The sequence below is a fragment of the Mucilaginibacter sp. SMC90 genome (assembly GCF_022811725.1).
Taxonomy (GTDB): domain Bacteria; phylum Bacteroidota; class Bacteroidia; order Sphingobacteriales; family Sphingobacteriaceae; genus Mucilaginibacter.
Genome location: NZ_CP094527.1, coordinates 2,627,206 through 2,643,651 on the forward strand (window position 1 = coordinate 2,627,206; position 16,446 = coordinate 2,643,651).

Annotated in this window: 15 protein-coding genes; all 15 read right to left on the reverse strand. The window is 39.8% G+C overall.

Annotated elements, in window-relative coordinates:
• Positions 1–55: 55 nt before the first annotated feature.
• The 15 genes from MTO98_RS11390 to MTO98_RS11460 are packed head-to-tail and all read right to left on the reverse strand — an operon-like array spanning position 56 to position 16,178.
• Positions 56–1,129, reverse strand: coding sequence for a glycosyltransferase (locus tag MTO98_RS11390; protein ID WP_243486772.1), 1,074 nt, complete (start codon positions 1,127–1,129; stop codon positions 56–58).
• Positions 1,130–2,047, reverse strand: coding sequence for a hypothetical protein (locus tag MTO98_RS11395; protein WP_243486773.1), 918 nt, complete (start codon positions 2,045–2,047; stop codon positions 1,130–1,132).
• Positions 2,044–2,775 carry a hypothetical protein gene (locus MTO98_RS11400; RefSeq protein ID WP_243486774.1) on the reverse strand — a complete coding sequence of 244 codons (732 nt, stop codon included), beginning with the start codon at positions 2,773–2,775 and terminating at the stop codon, positions 2,044–2,046. Before MTO98_RS11400 ends, MTO98_RS11395 begins: the two co-directional genes overlap by 4 nt.
• Positions 2,776–2,790: 15 nt before the next feature.
• Positions 2,791–4,632, reverse strand: a complete 1,842-nt coding sequence (gene asnB, locus MTO98_RS11405; RefSeq protein WP_243486775.1) for an asparagine synthase (glutamine-hydrolyzing) — start codon at positions 4,630–4,632, stop codon at positions 2,791–2,793.
• Positions 4,633–4,661: 29 nt separating this feature from the next.
• The gene (locus MTO98_RS11410; RefSeq protein WP_243486776.1) at positions 4,662–5,723 is read right to left on the reverse strand and encodes a glycosyltransferase; all 1,062 of its coding nucleotides are present in this window, start codon (positions 5,721–5,723) and stop codon (positions 4,662–4,664) included.
• A 25-nt stretch (positions 5,724–5,748) separates the two neighbouring features.
• The gene (locus MTO98_RS11415; protein WP_243486777.1) at positions 5,749–6,999 is read right to left on the reverse strand and encodes an O-antigen ligase family protein; all 1,251 of its coding nucleotides are present in this window, start codon (positions 6,997–6,999) and stop codon (positions 5,749–5,751) included.
• A gap of 18 nt (positions 7,000–7,017) precedes the next feature.
• Positions 7,018–7,608 (reverse strand): sugar transferase, encoded by a 591-nt coding sequence (locus MTO98_RS11420; protein ID WP_243486778.1) that lies wholly within the window; start codon positions 7,606–7,608, stop codon positions 7,018–7,020.
• An 8-nt stretch (positions 7,609–7,616) separates the two neighbouring features.
• The gene (locus MTO98_RS11425) at positions 7,617–8,861 is read right to left on the reverse strand and encodes a DegT/DnrJ/EryC1/StrS aminotransferase family protein (protein WP_243486779.1); all 1,245 of its coding nucleotides are present in this window, start codon (positions 8,859–8,861) and stop codon (positions 7,617–7,619) included.
• Positions 8,862–8,878: 17 nt separating this feature from the next.
• Positions 8,879–9,646, reverse strand: a complete 768-nt coding sequence (locus tag MTO98_RS11430; RefSeq protein ID WP_243486780.1) for a DUF2334 domain-containing protein — start codon at positions 9,644–9,646, stop codon at positions 8,879–8,881.
• An 18-nt stretch (positions 9,647–9,664) separates the two neighbouring features.
• Positions 9,665–10,834 (reverse strand): glycosyltransferase, encoded by a 1,170-nt coding sequence (locus MTO98_RS11435; RefSeq protein ID WP_243486781.1) that lies wholly within the window; start codon positions 10,832–10,834, stop codon positions 9,665–9,667.
• Between the two features lie 23 nt (positions 10,835–10,857).
• Positions 10,858–11,715 carry a glycosyltransferase family 2 protein gene (locus MTO98_RS11440; RefSeq protein WP_243486782.1) on the reverse strand — a complete coding sequence of 286 codons (858 nt, stop codon included), beginning with the start codon at positions 11,713–11,715 and terminating at the stop codon, positions 10,858–10,860.
• Positions 11,712–12,887, reverse strand: a complete 1,176-nt coding sequence (locus MTO98_RS11445; RefSeq protein ID WP_243486783.1) for a DegT/DnrJ/EryC1/StrS aminotransferase family protein — start codon at positions 12,885–12,887, stop codon at positions 11,712–11,714. Before MTO98_RS11445 ends, MTO98_RS11440 begins: the two co-directional genes overlap by 4 nt.
• Positions 12,884–14,323 (reverse strand): lipopolysaccharide biosynthesis protein, encoded by a 1,440-nt coding sequence (locus MTO98_RS11450; protein WP_243486784.1) that lies wholly within the window; start codon positions 14,321–14,323, stop codon positions 12,884–12,886. Before MTO98_RS11450 ends, MTO98_RS11445 begins: the two co-directional genes overlap by 4 nt.
• A 3-nt stretch (positions 14,324–14,326) precedes the next feature.
• Entirely contained in the window at positions 14,327–15,625 is a 1,299-nt protein-coding gene (locus tag MTO98_RS11455; RefSeq protein WP_305852744.1) for a nucleotide sugar dehydrogenase, read from the reverse strand.
• Complete coding sequence (locus MTO98_RS11460; RefSeq protein ID WP_243486785.1) at positions 15,615–16,178, reverse strand: UpxY family transcription antiterminator; 564 nt, start codon at positions 16,176–16,178, stop codon at positions 15,615–15,617. The genes MTO98_RS11455 and MTO98_RS11460 overlap by 11 nt, the downstream gene beginning before the upstream one ends.
• Positions 16,179–16,446: the final 268 nt, after the last annotated feature.

The following is a 16,446-nucleotide window of genomic DNA, read 5'->3' on the forward strand; positions in this document are numbered from 1 at the left end:
ATTTTATTTTAGTTAGTTAAAGTTGTTGCGCTACTATGTATAAGTTGGGGGCAGTTTATACCAGAGCATTCAGTATCGATTTGATGAATATTTCGGGGGTACGGTCTTGTACATATTGCATTACGAGGTCTTTATGATTTCTTTTTGTACTGAGGGCAAGGTTTATGGCTGTTGTTAAAGAGTTTATATTATCGGCTTCGGCAAGGTAAATTCCGGGGATCTCATCAATCCCTCCTGCACAATTGGTACTGATCACAATCGGGTTCAGAATCATCATTTGTAGTAATACGTTCGGGAACCCTTCTTTTATTGATGATACAACACATGCTTTTGCGTGTTTAAAATAAGGCATCGGGTTAGCAGTCCAACCTTTTAATATCACCCTGTCTGTCAATTTTAATTCGGTAATCAATTTTTCAAGCGAAGCTTGCTCCGGGCCTTCGCCCAAAATGAATAAGTGAAGATTGGGGCGTTCGGCTTTAATTTCATTGAATGCAGTAATTAGTATATCGAAGCCTTTTTCGGGTATTAAGCGTCCGGCTGCACAAATAAATTCAGTATTTATATCTGCTGCAGGCAAAGCTGCTTTGCCTTTTATTAGGTTTTCTTCAATATCAATCGGGTTTTTCTGAATGATAACTTTTTGCTTATCAATGTACGGCAGGTGTTGTAGAAAGGAATCACGCATACTGCCGGTTTGGCAAACAACAAGGTTTACGCCTGGGTAACCAAACAGGTATGCCACCTTATAACTCCATCTCTTTAATCCTTTATACCTTGTTAAAACAGATGAGCATTCCCTTACAATAAGTTTTGATTTTAAATATCCTATCCGCTTTAAAAAACCGAGATAAGCATTTAAATAAGGGTGGGTGCTGAAAATGATATAATCTGCGCGATAAGGCCTTAAGTTTTTTATTAATCTTAAAAAACCGCTTAGTACGCTTCCGGTACTTACATATTCAGCCTGCAGATCGCCCGGTACATTTAAGCCGCCATTATCAACTTTTTTTAAAAAAAGCAGGTTGGCGTTACTTGCGCGGGCAGCTTGCAATAGTATATTTTCGGCCCCGTTTGCCTGATCGGTAATCGAAACAAAAAGTAAGTTCGGTTTTGTATCTTGCTGCATTTAATTAGGCTTGTTAAGGTTTTTTAGCTTCCTGAATACTTTTTTAAAAGGCCCCATGGCACTAAATACTTTGCGCTTCCCATCCAAAACCAATAAACCGTTATCGAAGTTTATGGTGTGCAGGCCTTCGTTATAAGGTGCCTGCGGAAGTAATTCAAAAGCAGTATGGTATTGAAAATCTGTTTCGGTTATTGTGGTTATTTCATTGATCATTACCGAGCCGCCGTAGCACTTTTTAGGGTTTTGGCTTGGCATATAAAGCTTTTGCCCAACTATGAATAACCGGCCTGCCGACCGGCTTACGTTTGATGCTACCCTTATAGGGTTTTGTTTATGTGCCTTGAATGGCGAGTCAAGTTTATCGGCATAAAATAAGTACAGTACGCCTTGTTGACCTGATACACTTGTAAAAAGCCAGTATTTGTTGTTGTACTGTATGATTGAACTATCAACAAATGACTGACCTTCTAACAGTACCCTGATCTTTTCAAATTTATATGGGTTTTTCATATCTATTTGATAAAGTGCGACTTGTTTGGCTGATGCAGTTTCCGGGATGCAATACAACTGGTCGCTATCAGTGAACATGTAAGGATAGGAGAGGTGGATATCATCTTTCATGATGCCGTTTACTTTTTTTTTGTTTTTAAAATGCAAGTTATCTGTCATCATGATTTCTCCTTTGCCTTTCCAAAAATTAAGCTCTTCATAATAAAGATGTACACGACCATTGATATTGGCGGTAAACGGGTCGGCAGCGTAATCTGCTTTGTCTTCTGATAACCAGTTGATTTTCCCGTTAAGGCGTTTGGTAAGGATAAGGTTTTCCGGAGATTGCGATATGTAACCTATATTCCATTTATCGTAACAGAATAGTTTATTAACAATTGAATTAATTGCAGAGAGAAGATGCTTCATAGTCGGAATACTTTTTTGAGAAATGACAGCAATGTTAGCGATATCGGTATATAGTCGGTTTCCTGCAGCAAGCTGCCTCCAAAGCTATCTTTGAACTTGTTTATTTTTAAAAGCTCAGTATCTGAAGTGTTGTAAGCATAGCCCCCCAGATCATAAACTTTGAAGCCCAGTTGTTTAAAAAAACAGATATCTTCAAAATGCAGCAAACGGTTTGCCCTGCCTGTAACAGCTCTTAACTGGCTATCATTTTCATTTCTGAACAAGGATGCCGAATGTAAAAGCCTTACCCTTTGCGACGTATTATCCCTGATATAAGCATGCATAACAACGTCCTGGTTCTGATATATTGCTTTGGTGATAAACAGGTGCGGCTTGTATTTATAAAATTCTTTATTAAGTTTTTTAAGGCCTTTAGTAATTGCAAATGCGTTGTAAAAGTCAATGAATGGTTTAATACCGGTGCCCATTACAGTTGATACCCCATCTTTAATTGCCCTGCGTATTTCATATGATGTGTTTTTATCAAAATTGGCTTCAATGGCAGGTACCGGTGCTTCAATATCAATTACTTTGGTGAAAAAATCTTCTTTGCGGTATCCAGGAACTGCTTCGCTGCTTTTGCTCTGTTTATAATATTTTAAGAGGCAGCCCCATAAATTAGGTTTAGCGGCAAACCACACAACCGAATAAGGTAATATGCGCATGGCCCTGTTGTTAATCTGGATCATAAGATTTAAAATGTTTTAAGCTACCTGGTATGTTGAAATTGGTTTTGAATGCTGATCGTTTAGCCATTGGGTAAACACCAGTAATTTCCAGATCTGGGTTGCCCGGTTCCATTTACCGCTCATGTGATCATTTATCATGGCAAATGATTTTTGTACGTTAATACCGGGAATGTTCTTTAGCTCGCTGATTGAAAGATGATCCATTACGTGATCTTTCAATTCGTTTTTAAACCAATGATTAAGCGGCATAGTAAAGCCAGATTTTGGTCTGTCAAACAATTGTGCCGGGGCGTATTGGTATAAAATATCTTTCAAAATCCGTTTTTGAACGCCATATTTAAACTTGTAGCTGTCGGGCAGGGTTTGAGCAAAGGCTACTACACGATGATCCATAAACGGGGCCCTTGCTTCTAACGAAAAGGCCATTGTGCCCCTGTCAACTTTAGTATTTATATCACCGTTTAAATAGGTTTTAGTATCAAAGGCCGATAGTTTTTGAAAGATGCTTGTTGATTTTGATGACCAAATATCCATGAAAGGCACCTGCAGGCCAACATTAGGATTTTCGAGCCAGGAGTATTCAAGCCCTCCAAGCATAAGTCCGTAAAGTGATTTCAATTCGGGGTTGCAAATGCCTAATGCAATAAGTTTGTGGCGATAGTTAGGCGAGATCCTGATAATATCGGCAATCCTTTTACGTACAGACAGCGGACATTTAAACAGTTGGTCAACTATATTGAACCATTTGTAGCGGCTGTATCCCAAAAAGCTCTCGTCCCCGCCATCTCCGCTCAAAACTACTGTAACGTGTTTTTTAGTGTACTTGCTCAATAGTAAAGTAGGGATAGCACTTGAATCAGCAAAGGGTTCATCATAGTAACGGCCAAAGCTTTCAATCAGTTCAAGGCCTTCTTCTTTGTTACATTCAATAGTATGGTGATCTGTTTGCAGGTGGTTTGCAATTTTTTGTGCAAACACGCTTTCGTCAAAGCCCTTTTCCCTGAATTTAATGCAAAATGTTTTTACATTTTTATAATTTTTTGCCGCCAGTGAAGCTATGAGCGATGAGTCAATGCCGCTTGACAGATAAACTCCAAGCGGTACATCGGCATGCATCCGGATATCTACGGCATTTGAAATCAAATGTGTTAAATCTGTTTGCGCCTCAGCATATGTGCCTTTGTATAGCTCAGTATGGGCTAAATCCAGCTCCCAATATTTTTTGGACCTGAAGTTGCCTGTATTACAATCAAAACAGAATGAATGCCCAGCCTCAAGCTTTTTAATCTCGTTCCATGCTGACTTAGGCTCCGGAACATACCCCCAAATAAAATATTCATTAATTGCCTGCTCATCAAGGGTTACGTGCCTGCCTATGCATATTTGTGATGGCTGGCTTGCAAATTCAAAGTCCAAGCCGCTGTGTGCGTAATAAAATGGTTTTTTGCCAAGCCTGTCGCGGGCACCAAAAATTTGACGGGTGTGGACATTGTAAATTACAAAGGCAAACATGCCGTTGAAATGGTTAACACAATTTTCGCCATATTCAAGAAAGGCAGCGGTGATTACTTCGGTATCTGAATCAGTTGTAAACCTGTAACCCAAAGCTGTGAGTTTTATCCTCAGGGGTTTGTAGTTATAGATCTCGCCATTAAATACAATTTTAAGGTGATTGTATGTAAATGGCTGATCAGACCGATGATCCAGATCAACAATAGCCAGGCGGTTATGGCCTAATGTAACCGGCCCGCTACGCTCAAAGCCAGAATAATCGGGACCTCTGAAATTAGCCCTCGCCAGTTTTTGAAATATGATATCATCTTCATATCTCACTGTAGATCCATATATGCCGCACATACAAAAAAAGGTTATAGGTTAATTGTTGTTTAGTTAGCAAGCAGGGTTTCATAAGCCATGCCTATTTTGTTAAGCCCAAAGCGCTCTATTATATCTGCTTTGATATCGGTGTGCTGCCAGGTTTGATTGCAGGCGCGAATAATTTGCTGACGTAGTTTATCAAGGTCGTCCTGCTCTGCAATAAAGCCGTTAAACCCTTCTTTAATTATTTCGTTAACCCCGCCAACCCTAAATGTAACTACGGGCACACCAACTGATAGTGATTCAAGTACCACATTTGGAAATCCTTCGGTAAATGAACTTAGTACCAGCAAGTCGTGGTTTGATATAACTTCGGTAACATTTTTAATCTCTCCGATAAACTTTACACGCTCGTTAAGGCCAATATTTTCAACTTCTGCTTTTAATGTATTCATCAACGGGCCATTGCCTGCAACGGTTAAAACATAATCTTGAGGTAGTGTTTTCATCACTTCGAGCAGGCGAAACAGCCCTTTTTCTTTAATGAGCCGGTTAACAGCAATAAGCCTTTTTAAATCTGAAGTTTGATTTTGGGGCTTTAAAACATTTGTTGTTACTACCGGATTATGGATAACTATCAGCTTGTTCAGCTTAATGTTGTAAACCCTGGCTAATGACTGCCTCATTTCTTCAGACTGACATACTATCGCATTAAAACGTACAAACAAGAACCTTGAAAAGTAGTTATAGAAGCGGGCCTTAAACCCATAAAAGTGCTTCATTTGATGTGGGTTGTTTGAGGCCCTGCCTATTAAGTTGGTTGTTTTTACAAATATCGAAACAAGGGCAACCAGGATATTGATATGATCAGTAGTTGAAAAGACAGCGTATGGCTTTTCGTCTTTCAGCAACTTACGAAGTTTAAAAAATGAGCGTGATGCTTTTATTGTTCCCAGATCAAAAAACCTGATCCCTGCTATTTCTGTTGAGAAACTGCATTCGTTTCCGTTCAGAAGAACCACAACAACTTCATAATCGGGTTTATTAAAATATTGAGACAGCAACCAATAAACACGTTCAGAACCGCCTGTGCCAAGCGAACCGAGCACAAGGAAAATTTTCTTTTTCATTGTAAACAAAAATTGGGGTTGGGTTTTAGGCTACAGCTAATTCTTCCTGCTCTGATTCGGTTTCTTCCTGCTCTGGTTCGGTCTTCTTTATTGGATCAGTTAGTTTATTGTGGTGTAGTACTGCGAAATAAATAAATATAGTAGGGCCGTCTACACTCATCAGCCATCCGTTGTGCGATAGTGCGTTTAACGAAATTGCTATGAACGTGAAAAATATGGCTACATAAATCGCATTCTCTTTTTGCCTTATTTTTTTTATAGTTTGCCAAAACAAGCGTACCGTTTTGTAATATATGGCCCATAGTAAACCCAGCCCTAAAAACGGACCAAGCAGGGTTACAAACATCAAATAGGCGTTATGTGATGATAAGCCGAAGGTAAACAACGGGTTTCTGTAAGTTGCCTCATCCCAGGTTTTACCATAAAAAATTAACCCGAAAGGATAATCGGCATATATTTTCAGGTTTTCGGCCGCCATGTTGGCCCTGTTATAATCGTTTGCCTGTTTAGCTTCGTTTTTGGATAGGATATTGTTTTTCTCATCCATGTTGTCTTTTAACACATAGGTGTATAATCCAAAGCATATGATCACTGTGGCTGCAACCAGGAAAACCGCTTTGTAGCGATAATAAATAAAAAGAAACAGGATCACGCCGGCACCGAAGCTTATAAATGCCGACCGGTTCATGCCGAGATAAATACAAATGATGCAGGCTGCCAAAATCAAAACTCTTATTATGATGTATTGCCTGGTGGTGCATGATGCAATAAAGGCGAAAGTAGTAATTGCTACAACCTGGTATCCGAAGTTAAATTGTGTTACTGCCAATCCAGCGGGGCTTTGTTTAACCGTTTCGCCCAATAACATGCTTCTGAGCGGATCAATGACATCGGCCATAGTGTGATCTAAGATCATGATGACCATAGAGCCCGCCAGCAGGAAAAAAAACACTAATATGGAGGTGTAATAACGGACTTTATTTGCGCCTACGAAATAGTTAAAATATAACGAACAAGGTATTATAGTGAGTAGTATGGCAAAAAAGGTTATGTAGTTACTCATGCCCACTACCTGATATAAAAAAACCCCGATTACAAATACGATAAGCTCATTATAATAAGCAAAGTCCAATATTGGCTTTTGTACAAAGAATAGCAGCATGCAAAAAATTACAGGCGCAGGTATCCTTAAAGTATCTGTCATGAAAATGCCAAAGGCAAGTGTGTACAGATAGAAGAACATTAAACTATAAAAGAGGCCCTTTTTAAGTAACATGATAAATTGATAATGATACTATTGAAAAATTCGTTTAAGTGTAGAGAGTATTATTTTCAGGTCCATTAAAATGCCCTGGTTGTCAATGTATTCGAGGTTTTTGCTAATTTTTGATGGCACAATTACTTTAATGTACATGTCTTCAGGATCATCACTGCCAGCCAGGATATCGTTTTCATCGAAGTATTTGATAGATGCCCAGTCAGTTACGCCGGGTTTAACACTCAATACCTTTAATTGGGCCGGGGTATACATGTTTACGTATTTTCTTACCTCAGGACGCGGCCCAACAAAGCTCATATCGCCTTTTAATACGTTTAGCAATTGCGGTAATTCATCGAGTTTATATTTCCTGAGCCAGTAACCAACACCTGTAATCCGGTAATCTTTACTGCCTATGGTTAGTAATCCGGCTCTGTCTGAGTTTACATACATGGTCCTGAATTTGAAGAGTTCAAACTCATTGCCATCCTTGCCAACCCGTGCCTGCTTGTAAAATGCACTTCCCCTTGAATTTATTTTAATGGCTACGGCAATTAAAATAAATAGTGGCAGTAATATGATCAGCGCTATGAGTGATAGGCTAAAATCAAAAAGCCGTTTTGTCATAACTGTGTTTATAATTCAACTTTTGCAGGTTCTTTACATTCTTCCAATACGGTGTTAACCGAGTTTATCACAGTTGTAATTATGAAATCTATCTGCTCATCAGAAAGCTGCGGATAAATAGGAAGCGAAATTTCATTTGCGTAAAGTGCATAAGCAGATGGGTATTGAGAAATCTCGTATCCCATATCTTTAAAAAGGGTTAACATAGGCAGTGGGGTAAAATGCACATTAGCCATGATCCCTTCACTCATAATGATGTCGATAATCTGATCGCGCTGGGCTTCTGTTATACCTTTAATCCGCAGCGCAAACAGATGATAGGATGATTCCTTTTGCTCATTTTTTAATGGAGGTTCAATAAACCAATCCATTTCTTTAAAGCTGTCGCAATACATTAATGCAACACGTTTGCGCATTGGGAGCAAAGTGGCATCATAATTTTTGAGCTGGCCGAGACCAATTGCCGCGCAAATGTCGGGCATATTGATTTTGAGGCCCATAAACAGGATGTCATATTTCCAGCCGCCCCCGTTTGATTTGGTAAAGGCATCTTTAGTTTGGCCGTTAAGCGTATATAGCTTTAAGTACCGGTATTCATCGGCTGGGTTAAAACAAGCAGGAAGGTTGATGCAGATACAACCACCTTCGGCTGTAGTAATGTTTTTAACTGCGTGAAAAGAAAAGATGGAAACATCACTATACTTTGCTGCAGGTAATTCATTTATGGTTGCACCAATTGAGTGTGCTGCATCGGCAATTAAAAGTATCCGGCCTAAAGTTTCTTGTTTTATATTTTCGGGAACAAACAGTTTTTTAATTTCCGGTTTGTTAATGATAGCCTTTAATTCTTCGTAGTCGCAAGGCCAGCCTGCTATGTCAACAGCAATAATTGCTTTGGTTTTTGGCGTTATCGCTTTAGTTACGGCTTCTGTAGAAATGCTGCAATCATTATCTACGTCAACAATAACCGGGGTTGCTCCGCAATGCAGTACGCTTAAGGCAGTTGCACAATAAGTGTAAGCCGGAATGATAACTTCATCACCTTCTTTTACGCCAAACCATTTTAGCATCAAAATAGCTCCTGATGTCCATGAGTTTACGCAAACAGCAGCATCCGAAGCTGTAAGTTGCTTCATTTGCTGTTCAAGTGCTGCTACCTTGGGGCCAGTGGTTATCCAGCCAGAGTTAAGCGTGTCCATAACCTCGTTTATTACAGCCTGGTCAATGTATGGTGGTGCAAAAGAAATTTTCATATCAGGTTTAAATAATGTTAGTTTCCGGCGGGGATTCGTTCCATAAAGGCGATTAATTTTTGAGCGTAATCGCGGGCCAATCTTTTATAGATGCAATATTTTTCCATAATTGCATTTGTCCATGTGTATTGGGAAAAATCAAGGTTATCCAGCGACACAAAAAGATGGTGATTGTTTTCTATAAAAAGTTCAAGCTGTTTGAATGTCTTGTCTGAACAGGTTTCAGGATGATAGTTAAATGTCCAGGTATATTTTGTTTTTTGTTCAACTTCTGATAGCTGAACGGGCACCCAGTTAAAACCAAAACGTATATATGGAGATCTGAGCAAGCCGTCGCTAATTATTTTGATGTTCGTATACTCATGTAAAGCCAGGAGTGTATTACGGTCAAAAGTATGTGCAGGAGCTATAAAAACAGTCGGACGAATATTTTCGCGATCAAAGATTTCGGCTGCTTTTCTTATTTTTTCTTTTTGAGTTTGTAGTGGTAAGCCTGCAAATTCCGATCTCTTGTTCATCTTCAACAGGCCGGAATTGTGATTTATATAATAATGGTCAAAGCCATGCATGCCTATCACATAATTCTTATCCTGAAGTTCGCGCACCCGCTGCCAGTAGTAAGGGTTAAAATTGCCACAGGCTCTTAGTTTAGGGTCTTTATTGGCGGGGATCACCGCTATCATGGGTTTGATGCCATACTTATCAAACAGGTTAAAGAAACGGTCCCATTTTTGAAGGTTATTTGTTGGGCACAAATCATCCAAACGAATTAAATACTGTAGCATATTAACAGTGCGGTAAGTTTACAAAGCCGGTTGATTGCTGGTTAGTTGTGCTGCTGGTTCTGATGATGCAGCGTGTTTTTTAATTAAAGCCTCCCATTCTCCGAATATCTTATCGGGATGGTTAGTTTGTGATATGATGCGTGCCTGGTTGCCAAGATTGGTTTTCAATACCTCATCGCCAGCCAAACGTTGCATGGCGTCAGCCAAACTGCTTATTGATGCCCTGTTTACCAATATTCCGTTTTGGCCGTTGGTTATGATTTCTGCGGGGCCAAAATTGCAATCTACAGCTATTGCCGGACAGCCAAAGCTCATAGCTTCAACCAAAGCGTTAGGGTAACCTTCATTGCGCGATGGCAAAACAAACATTTCGGCCTGGCTGTAATAATCCTCAATGTTAGTCCTGCTGCCGGGCAGCAACACCCGTTCCCTCAATCCGAGGTTAAAGATCTGGCAAACCAGGTTGGCCCGTTCCTGGCCATCGCCAATAATTATAAGATCAATATCGTTGATGCCTGATTTTGCATAGGCTTCAATAAGTATGTCGAAGCCTTTTACGTAAGCCAGGCGGCCAACTCCTAAAATAAACTTCCGATGATGTACCTTCTGACCAGATGGTGATTTAAAAATGGTAACAGCATTGGCAACGCGTTCGATATTGTTAAGCGTTTTAAAATCTTTATCGTTAAGCAGGCAGTCCTGAACTCCTTTAGCACTTACAACAACCGCCGCCGCTCTTTTATACAGGTTTAAAGCCAGTTTCTTATGTAAATAATTAAAGCTGATAACACTTCTGTCGGGCGATGTTCGTTCTGAAACAATATAGGGCACACGGGTTAGCCAGCAAGTGATACCAGTCCAGATATTGGCCGATGTGATGAACGACAAAGCACACACTGGTTTTTCTGTTCGCAGCAATTTTATCAGTCTGTAAAAAGTTGCGACTATGTGATATAGCCTATAAACTAACCAGCTTTTTTGACGGTTTACGAGGTAAAAAACTTTAACATCGTTATCAATTTCATATGCCGGGGCATCATCGTTTAAAGAAATAAGTACCGATTGAAAGCTGTTTTTATTAAAGTAATTAGCGAGCGATATGATAACTCTTTCTGCTCCTCCGCCTCTGAGTGAAGGAATAATGAAAAACAGAACGGGTTTTGTAAAAGGATCAGCTTGTATTTTCATGTTGAAGTTAAATGCCTTGTTGGTTAAAGCAGGTATTTTAGTGTATCGTAAGCTTTGCGAAACCGTTTGTTTTGTAATTCAAATAGCAGATAGTTTTTAATGTAAAGCAGCAAAAGTCTTTTTTTGGCAATTGCAGAGTAGGTAAAGTTTTTTATGATCAGGTTGAAATCGCTTATAACCATTTCCATACGTACTTTGGTATTGATCATGCTCCAAACGCCGCCCTCATGTTTGCGGTAACAGCTCATTACCTCGGGCATCACATAAATTTTGCCGCCGGTATTATGTGTGGCAAATAGCTTAAACATTTTATCGCCGGCATAACAATCCAAAAACCAGGGGATTGAAAATACCTGCATTGTTTCGGGGATATTGCGATAAACTACAGTTGCTGTTTTTGTTTCCTCCTGTTTTCCGCCCAGCAAATCGGTATAGGTATGTATTAGCGGCGTTGGGTTAGGGTGTACATAAAGTGTTTTGCTACTGGCGTTTATTAATTTATGATAATGACAGCAAATAACGTACTCGGGATTGTTTTCTAAAAAATCAACCTGTTTTTGCAGTTTGTATTCATTTGTCCAATAATCGTCGCCCTCGCAAAGTGCTATATACTTACCGGTGCAGTACTTGATGCAATTGATTAAATTTTTATGCATACCTAAATTGGTAGGGGGGACTATAAGCTTTATCTTACCAGGATAGGTTTCTGAATAAAATTTTACTATTGATTGTGTTTTGTCTGTCGAACAATCGTCGCCGATGATGATATCAAACTTGAAATTTGTTTTTTGCATCAAAAAGCTCCTGATAGCTTCGGCAATAAATTTTTCATGATTGTAAGTGATGCAGCAAATACTTACCGTTATTTCTTCTTCATTCATACTGTTCCATTTACGTTCACAGTTGTCATATTTATTTCAGATTCAATTTTGTCGGTGATGATGGAGCCAAAATGTTTTGGTTTAACATTATTGTCAAAATTTTGCGCACGTAGCAACAGCCTGCAAATAAGGTCAAGATCTGAAAGTGAAAGCGTATGAAATAGAGGAAGGCAAACTACCCTTGAGGCTATAGAATCACAAACAGGCATCGGCTGTTTTTTTACGTATGGCAATGATGATAATGAAGGATAAAAATATCTCCTGCAATAAATCTGGGCCAGTTCTAATTTTGATTTACTTTGATGCATCAATTCCTCTGTTTGAAAAATTATGGGGAAGTACGCATAGTTGTAATCCTGTTCATTTTCAAGTTTTTGGAACTGTACATCCAGATTTTCCAGGCGTAACAGATATTGCTCATACAAATACTTCCGTTTTTTAAGTATTTCATCAACATGACGTAGGTTGCATAAGCCCATTGCTGCATGAAACTCGCTGTTTTTTGCGTTGATACCTTCTTCTGAGAAAGTATCAACCCCCGAATATCCGAAATTGCGCATCAGCGCCATTGTTTTCAGTAACTCCGGATCCTGGGTAAATACTGCGCCGCCTTCAATGGTGTGGTATAATTTAGTTGAATGAAAGCTTGTTACGCTGATATCGCCATATTCAAATACCGAACGGTTGTTGTAAAAGGTACCAAAGCAATGGGCCGCATCATAAATAACTTTAAGATTATGCTTATCGGCAATGGCCTGTATAGCTGTGATATCGCATGGGTTGCCAAATACGTGCGTTGCCAGTATAGCTGAAGTTTTTGGTGTGATGGCCGCTTCAATTTTACTTGGATCAATGTTTAGTGTTCCCGGATCAATGTCAACAAATACCGGTTCACAACCCTGCCAAACAACAGTGCTTGTAGTGGCAACAAATGAAAATGGCGTTGTGATGATTTCGCCGCTTAATTTAAGCGCTTTAATAGCCAGCTGTAAAGCTATTGTGCCATTTGTAACAAACAGCATATGGCTTACACCCAGGTATTGCTTTAGTTTTAACTCAAGGGTGTTTACAAGCGGGCCATTGTTAGTGAGCCATTGTCTTTCCCAGATGCTTTTTACGTAAGCTCTGAATTCCTTTTCGGCAGGGAGAAATGGTTTGGTTACAGGAATCATCGTTTTAGGATTAATTGGTTAAAATCTTTAATAGCTGAAAGCTTAATTAACAAGCTGGTTCCATAATAAACCACAGTGAATACTATGAGTAATATGCCAATTTGCATAGTGGGGATGAAAAAATCACTAATTAATAGCTTATCGAGAAAATAACAGCACAGGCCAATGCCCCCGGCCAATGCTACTGTAGGCAAAATATCCTTTACCTGTTCGGTAACCGGGTAGTTAATTAGCCGGCCGCTGTAAATGGAATTGATATAGTAGGCTACAACATTAAAAAATAGCTGGAAGTATAACAATCCATAAATACCGAAAGGAATAAAAAGCAGGATGCCGACAACGCTCAAAACTTTTTTAATCACCTCTAATTTTAAAAACAGCGCGCTTTGCCCCATTACCTTTAAAACATTTAAGTTATATGAATGCAGCGGGTACATAATGCCCCCAATACATAACAACTGAAAAAACGGAACGGCGGGCAGCCACTTATCTGTTAGTAAGATGTGAAACAGCGGCCTGGCAATAACACTAAGTAATATAAGCGCAGGTGCATTCCAAAAAACAACTTGCTGCATAAGCCTCCTGTACACATTTTTAAGCTGCACCGGGTCATTTGAGATCTCTGCAAACATAGGGTAAGTAACTTTATTTATAGCTGCCGAAATGTTGCTGATGGGCAACTGGCTGATTGAATCGGCACGGCTGTAATAACCAAGCTGCGTTACCGAAAAGTACTTGCCTATAATTATCAGGTAGATGTTTTGATAAATAGTATCTATTAAACCGGATAGCGTCATTTTATAACCGAAATGGATATGCTTTTTAAAGCTCGCTTTATCAAAAATCAGCGCCGGCCTCCAGTTGGAGGTGATCCAGTGTAAGGCTGTTGATAAAAAGGATGTACATAAACCCATCCAAACAAGGCTCCAAACCCCATATCCTAATTTTGCGAGTATAATGCCCAATATTCCGCCACCTATTGCCGATGGAATTTGAATATTGGTTTGTTTTTTAAATTTCAGCTCTTTTACCAGTAAAGTGCTTTGTACCCCGAAAAATGCATTTATGATCAAAACCAGTGTATAAACACGCACTACTGAGGTTAACAAAGGCTGGCTATAAAAGGCTGCAATGAGCGGCGCTGTTAAAAAAAGTAATAAGTACAGGATGGTACTACCAATGATATTGAAGTAAAATACTGTTGAATAATCGCGCTGGTCGGCATCGGTAGTACGGATCAGGGATGCTGTAAGGCCACCATCTAACAGGCTGTTACCTACCGAAATAAAAAGCGAAAGCATGGCTATCAAACCAAATTGCGATGGCTCCAGGATCCTGGCTAAAAATATGGAGATACCAAAGCTCACCACTTTTGAACCTAATTGCTGACACAGTGCCCATACAATGCCAGATACTGCTCTTTGTTTATAGCTCATGATTTAAAGCCGGGCGTTAACAACATCTTCAGGTAAAAATGCCTTCAAATCATACAGCACGGCATTAGGTTTACAAAGCGCCTTTACATTCAGTTCTTTAAATTCCTCGTGGGCAACTGCCAGTAAAACTCCGTCATAGGTGCGTGTTTTTGACTCGCCGTTTTCGCAAATGATACCATATTCTTTTTTGGCATGTTCTGCGTTGGCCCAGGGGTCGTGAATATGCACTTTAACCTTATATTCTTTTAAGCGTTTTACAATGTCGATTACGCGGGTATTTCTAACATCGGGGCAGTTTTCTTTAAAGGTGAAACCAAGTATCAGTACTTCGCTGTCGGTTACTGAAGTGCCGCGGCAAATCATTTGTTTAATGAACTGATCAGCAACATAGCCTCCCATCGAGTCGTTAATACGACGGCCGGCCAGTATAATTTCGGGGTGATAACCTGCTTCCTGGGCTTTTTGCGCAAGGTAATAAGGGTCAACACCGATGCAGTGCCCACCTACCAGGCCCGGCCTGAAATTTAAAAAATTCCATTTGGTGCCAGCTGCCTCTAATACCTTATGGGTATCGATGCCTAACTTGTTAAAAATCATTGCCAGCTCGTTAACAAACGCAATATTTATATCGCGCTGAGCATTCTCAATCACTTTGGCAGCTTCTGCTACTTTTATGGAATGGGCTTTAAATGTACCCGCAGTAATAACTGACTGGTAAAGTTTGTCTATGACGTCAGCAGCTTCAGGCGTAGATCCTGATGTGATTTTGCGGATCTTTGATACAGTATGCAATTTATCGCCTGGGTTGATCCTTTCGGGCGAATAACCGGCAAAAAAATCAACATTGTAGGTAAGCCCTGATACTTTTTCTAAAATGGGCATACATTCATCTTCCGTTACTCCCGGGTATACAGTTGATTCATAAACTACAATATCGTCCTTTTTTAAAACCTTGCCAACAACGCGGCTGGCACTGATCAGGGGAGATAGGTCGGGCCGGTTGTTTTTATCAACAGGAGTGGGCACTGTTACAATGTATATGCTACACTGCCTCAGTTTTTCAATTTCGTCGGTAACATATAAGCCGGTTGCAGTTGTACAAACCGGGGTTATTACCGCGTTTAATTGTTCGGAGTCGATCTCCAGAGTGTGGTCAATACCTGATTTTAGCTCATTAATGCGCTCTACATTAATATCGTAGCCAATAACCTTGTACTTTTTTGCAAATTCAACTGCCAGGGGCAGGCCTACATAACCAAGACCGATAATGCCTAATTTAGGTTGATAATTCTCAATTTTCATGATTTTCGCTAATGTTATGAACTGATAAGTTTTGGATTGAAACTCGTGTTACTAAAGCGCAATTAATGGTTTCAAAAACCATTAATACATTTTTGCCCTGTATCTGCAGCACTTTACCCATCTGGTTTACAAGAGCGCCATCTTTTATTTTTACTGTATCGCCAATAGTGAGGTTCTGAAGGCTTACAATTTCCATGTCATTGTAGCGGGCCAGGTTTATTCTGATTTCGTCTATCACGTTGTCGCGCACTACTGCCGGTTTACCCATATAGTAAACAAATCCTAATACGCCCATAACGTACAGTGCCCTTGATTGCTCGTAGGCATCAACATGAACAAATACATAGGAGCTAAACACAGGAACGCTGATCTCCTTTTTTCTGTCCGACCATTGATTTACTACATCTCTGACAGGGCAATAGCATTCAATGCCATTTTGCTTTAAAAGCTTGTCCACCTTTTTTTCCCACCGGGGCTTGGTGTAAATAACAAGCCATTTTTTTTCACGATAGTTTGTCATGCGAAATTGAGGTACTCTTAATTGGGTTTCCATAAAGTGAATAAAGTTGGGTCGGGATACTAACGGACTACTATAGCTTCGTCAACATACTCACATTGTGCAGGGTGACGATATTTTGAAGAAGTATAGTATTGGAAAATTATTTGCCCGGCAGCTTCAATTATATGCTGCAACCTGCGTTGGCTGTGGCTCCGCCAATCCAGTCACATAGTTGGGCGGTTGGTGAAATAATCGAACTAAAGGTTTATAATATTCTCCGGTTTACCCGGTTATTTTGTTTGTTTTAATTGCAGCCTGGGCT

Bases quoted from the DNA above. Each gene is read 5' to 3' on its own strand.
- MTO98_RS11390 (WP_243486772.1), bottom strand. From the start codon at position 1,129: ATGCAGCAAGATACAAAACCGAACTTACTTTTTGTTTCGATTACCGAT.
- MTO98_RS11395 (WP_243486773.1), bottom strand. From the start codon at position 2,047: ATGAAGCATCTTCTCTCTGCAATTAATTCAATTGTTAATAAACTATTC.
- MTO98_RS11400 (WP_243486774.1), bottom strand. From the start codon at position 2,775: ATGATCCAGATTAACAACAGGGCCATGCGCATATTACCTTATTCGGTT.
- asnB (WP_243486775.1), bottom strand. From the start codon at position 4,632: ATGTGCGGCATATATGGATCTACAGTGAGATATGAAGATGATATCATA.
- MTO98_RS11410 (WP_243486776.1), bottom strand. From the start codon at position 5,723: ATGAAAAAGAAAATTTTCCTTGTGCTCGGTTCGCTTGGCACAGGCGGT.
- MTO98_RS11415 (WP_243486777.1), bottom strand. From the start codon at position 6,999: ATGTTACTTAAAAAGGGCCTCTTTTATAGTTTAATGTTCTTCTATCTG.
- MTO98_RS11420 (WP_243486778.1), bottom strand. From the start codon at position 7,608: ATGACAAAACGGCTTTTTGATTTTAGCCTATCACTCATAGCGCTGATC.
- MTO98_RS11425 (WP_243486779.1), bottom strand. From the start codon at position 8,861: ATGAAAATTTCTTTTGCACCACCATACATTGACCAGGCTGTAATAAAC.
- MTO98_RS11430 (WP_243486780.1), bottom strand. From the start codon at position 9,646: ATGCTACAGTATTTAATTCGTTTGGATGATTTGTGCCCAACAAATAAC.
- MTO98_RS11435 (WP_243486781.1), bottom strand. From the start codon at position 10,834: ATGAAAATACAAGCTGATCCTTTTACAAAACCCGTTCTGTTTTTCATT.
- MTO98_RS11440 (WP_243486782.1), bottom strand. From the start codon at position 11,715: ATGAATGAAGAAGAAATAACGGTAAGTATTTGCTGCATCACTTACAAT.
- MTO98_RS11445 (WP_243486783.1), bottom strand. From the start codon at position 12,887: ATGATTCCTGTAACCAAACCATTTCTCCCTGCCGAAAAGGAATTCAGA.
- MTO98_RS11450 (WP_243486784.1), bottom strand. From the start codon at position 14,323: ATGAGCTATAAACAAAGAGCAGTATCTGGCATTGTATGGGCACTGTGT.
- MTO98_RS11455 (WP_305852744.1), bottom strand. From the start codon at position 15,625: ATGAAAATTGAGAATTATCAACCTAAATTAGGCATTATCGGTCTTGGT.
- MTO98_RS11460 (WP_243486785.1), bottom strand. From the start codon at position 16,178: ATGGAAACCCAATTAAGAGTACCTCAATTTCGCATGACAAACTATCGT.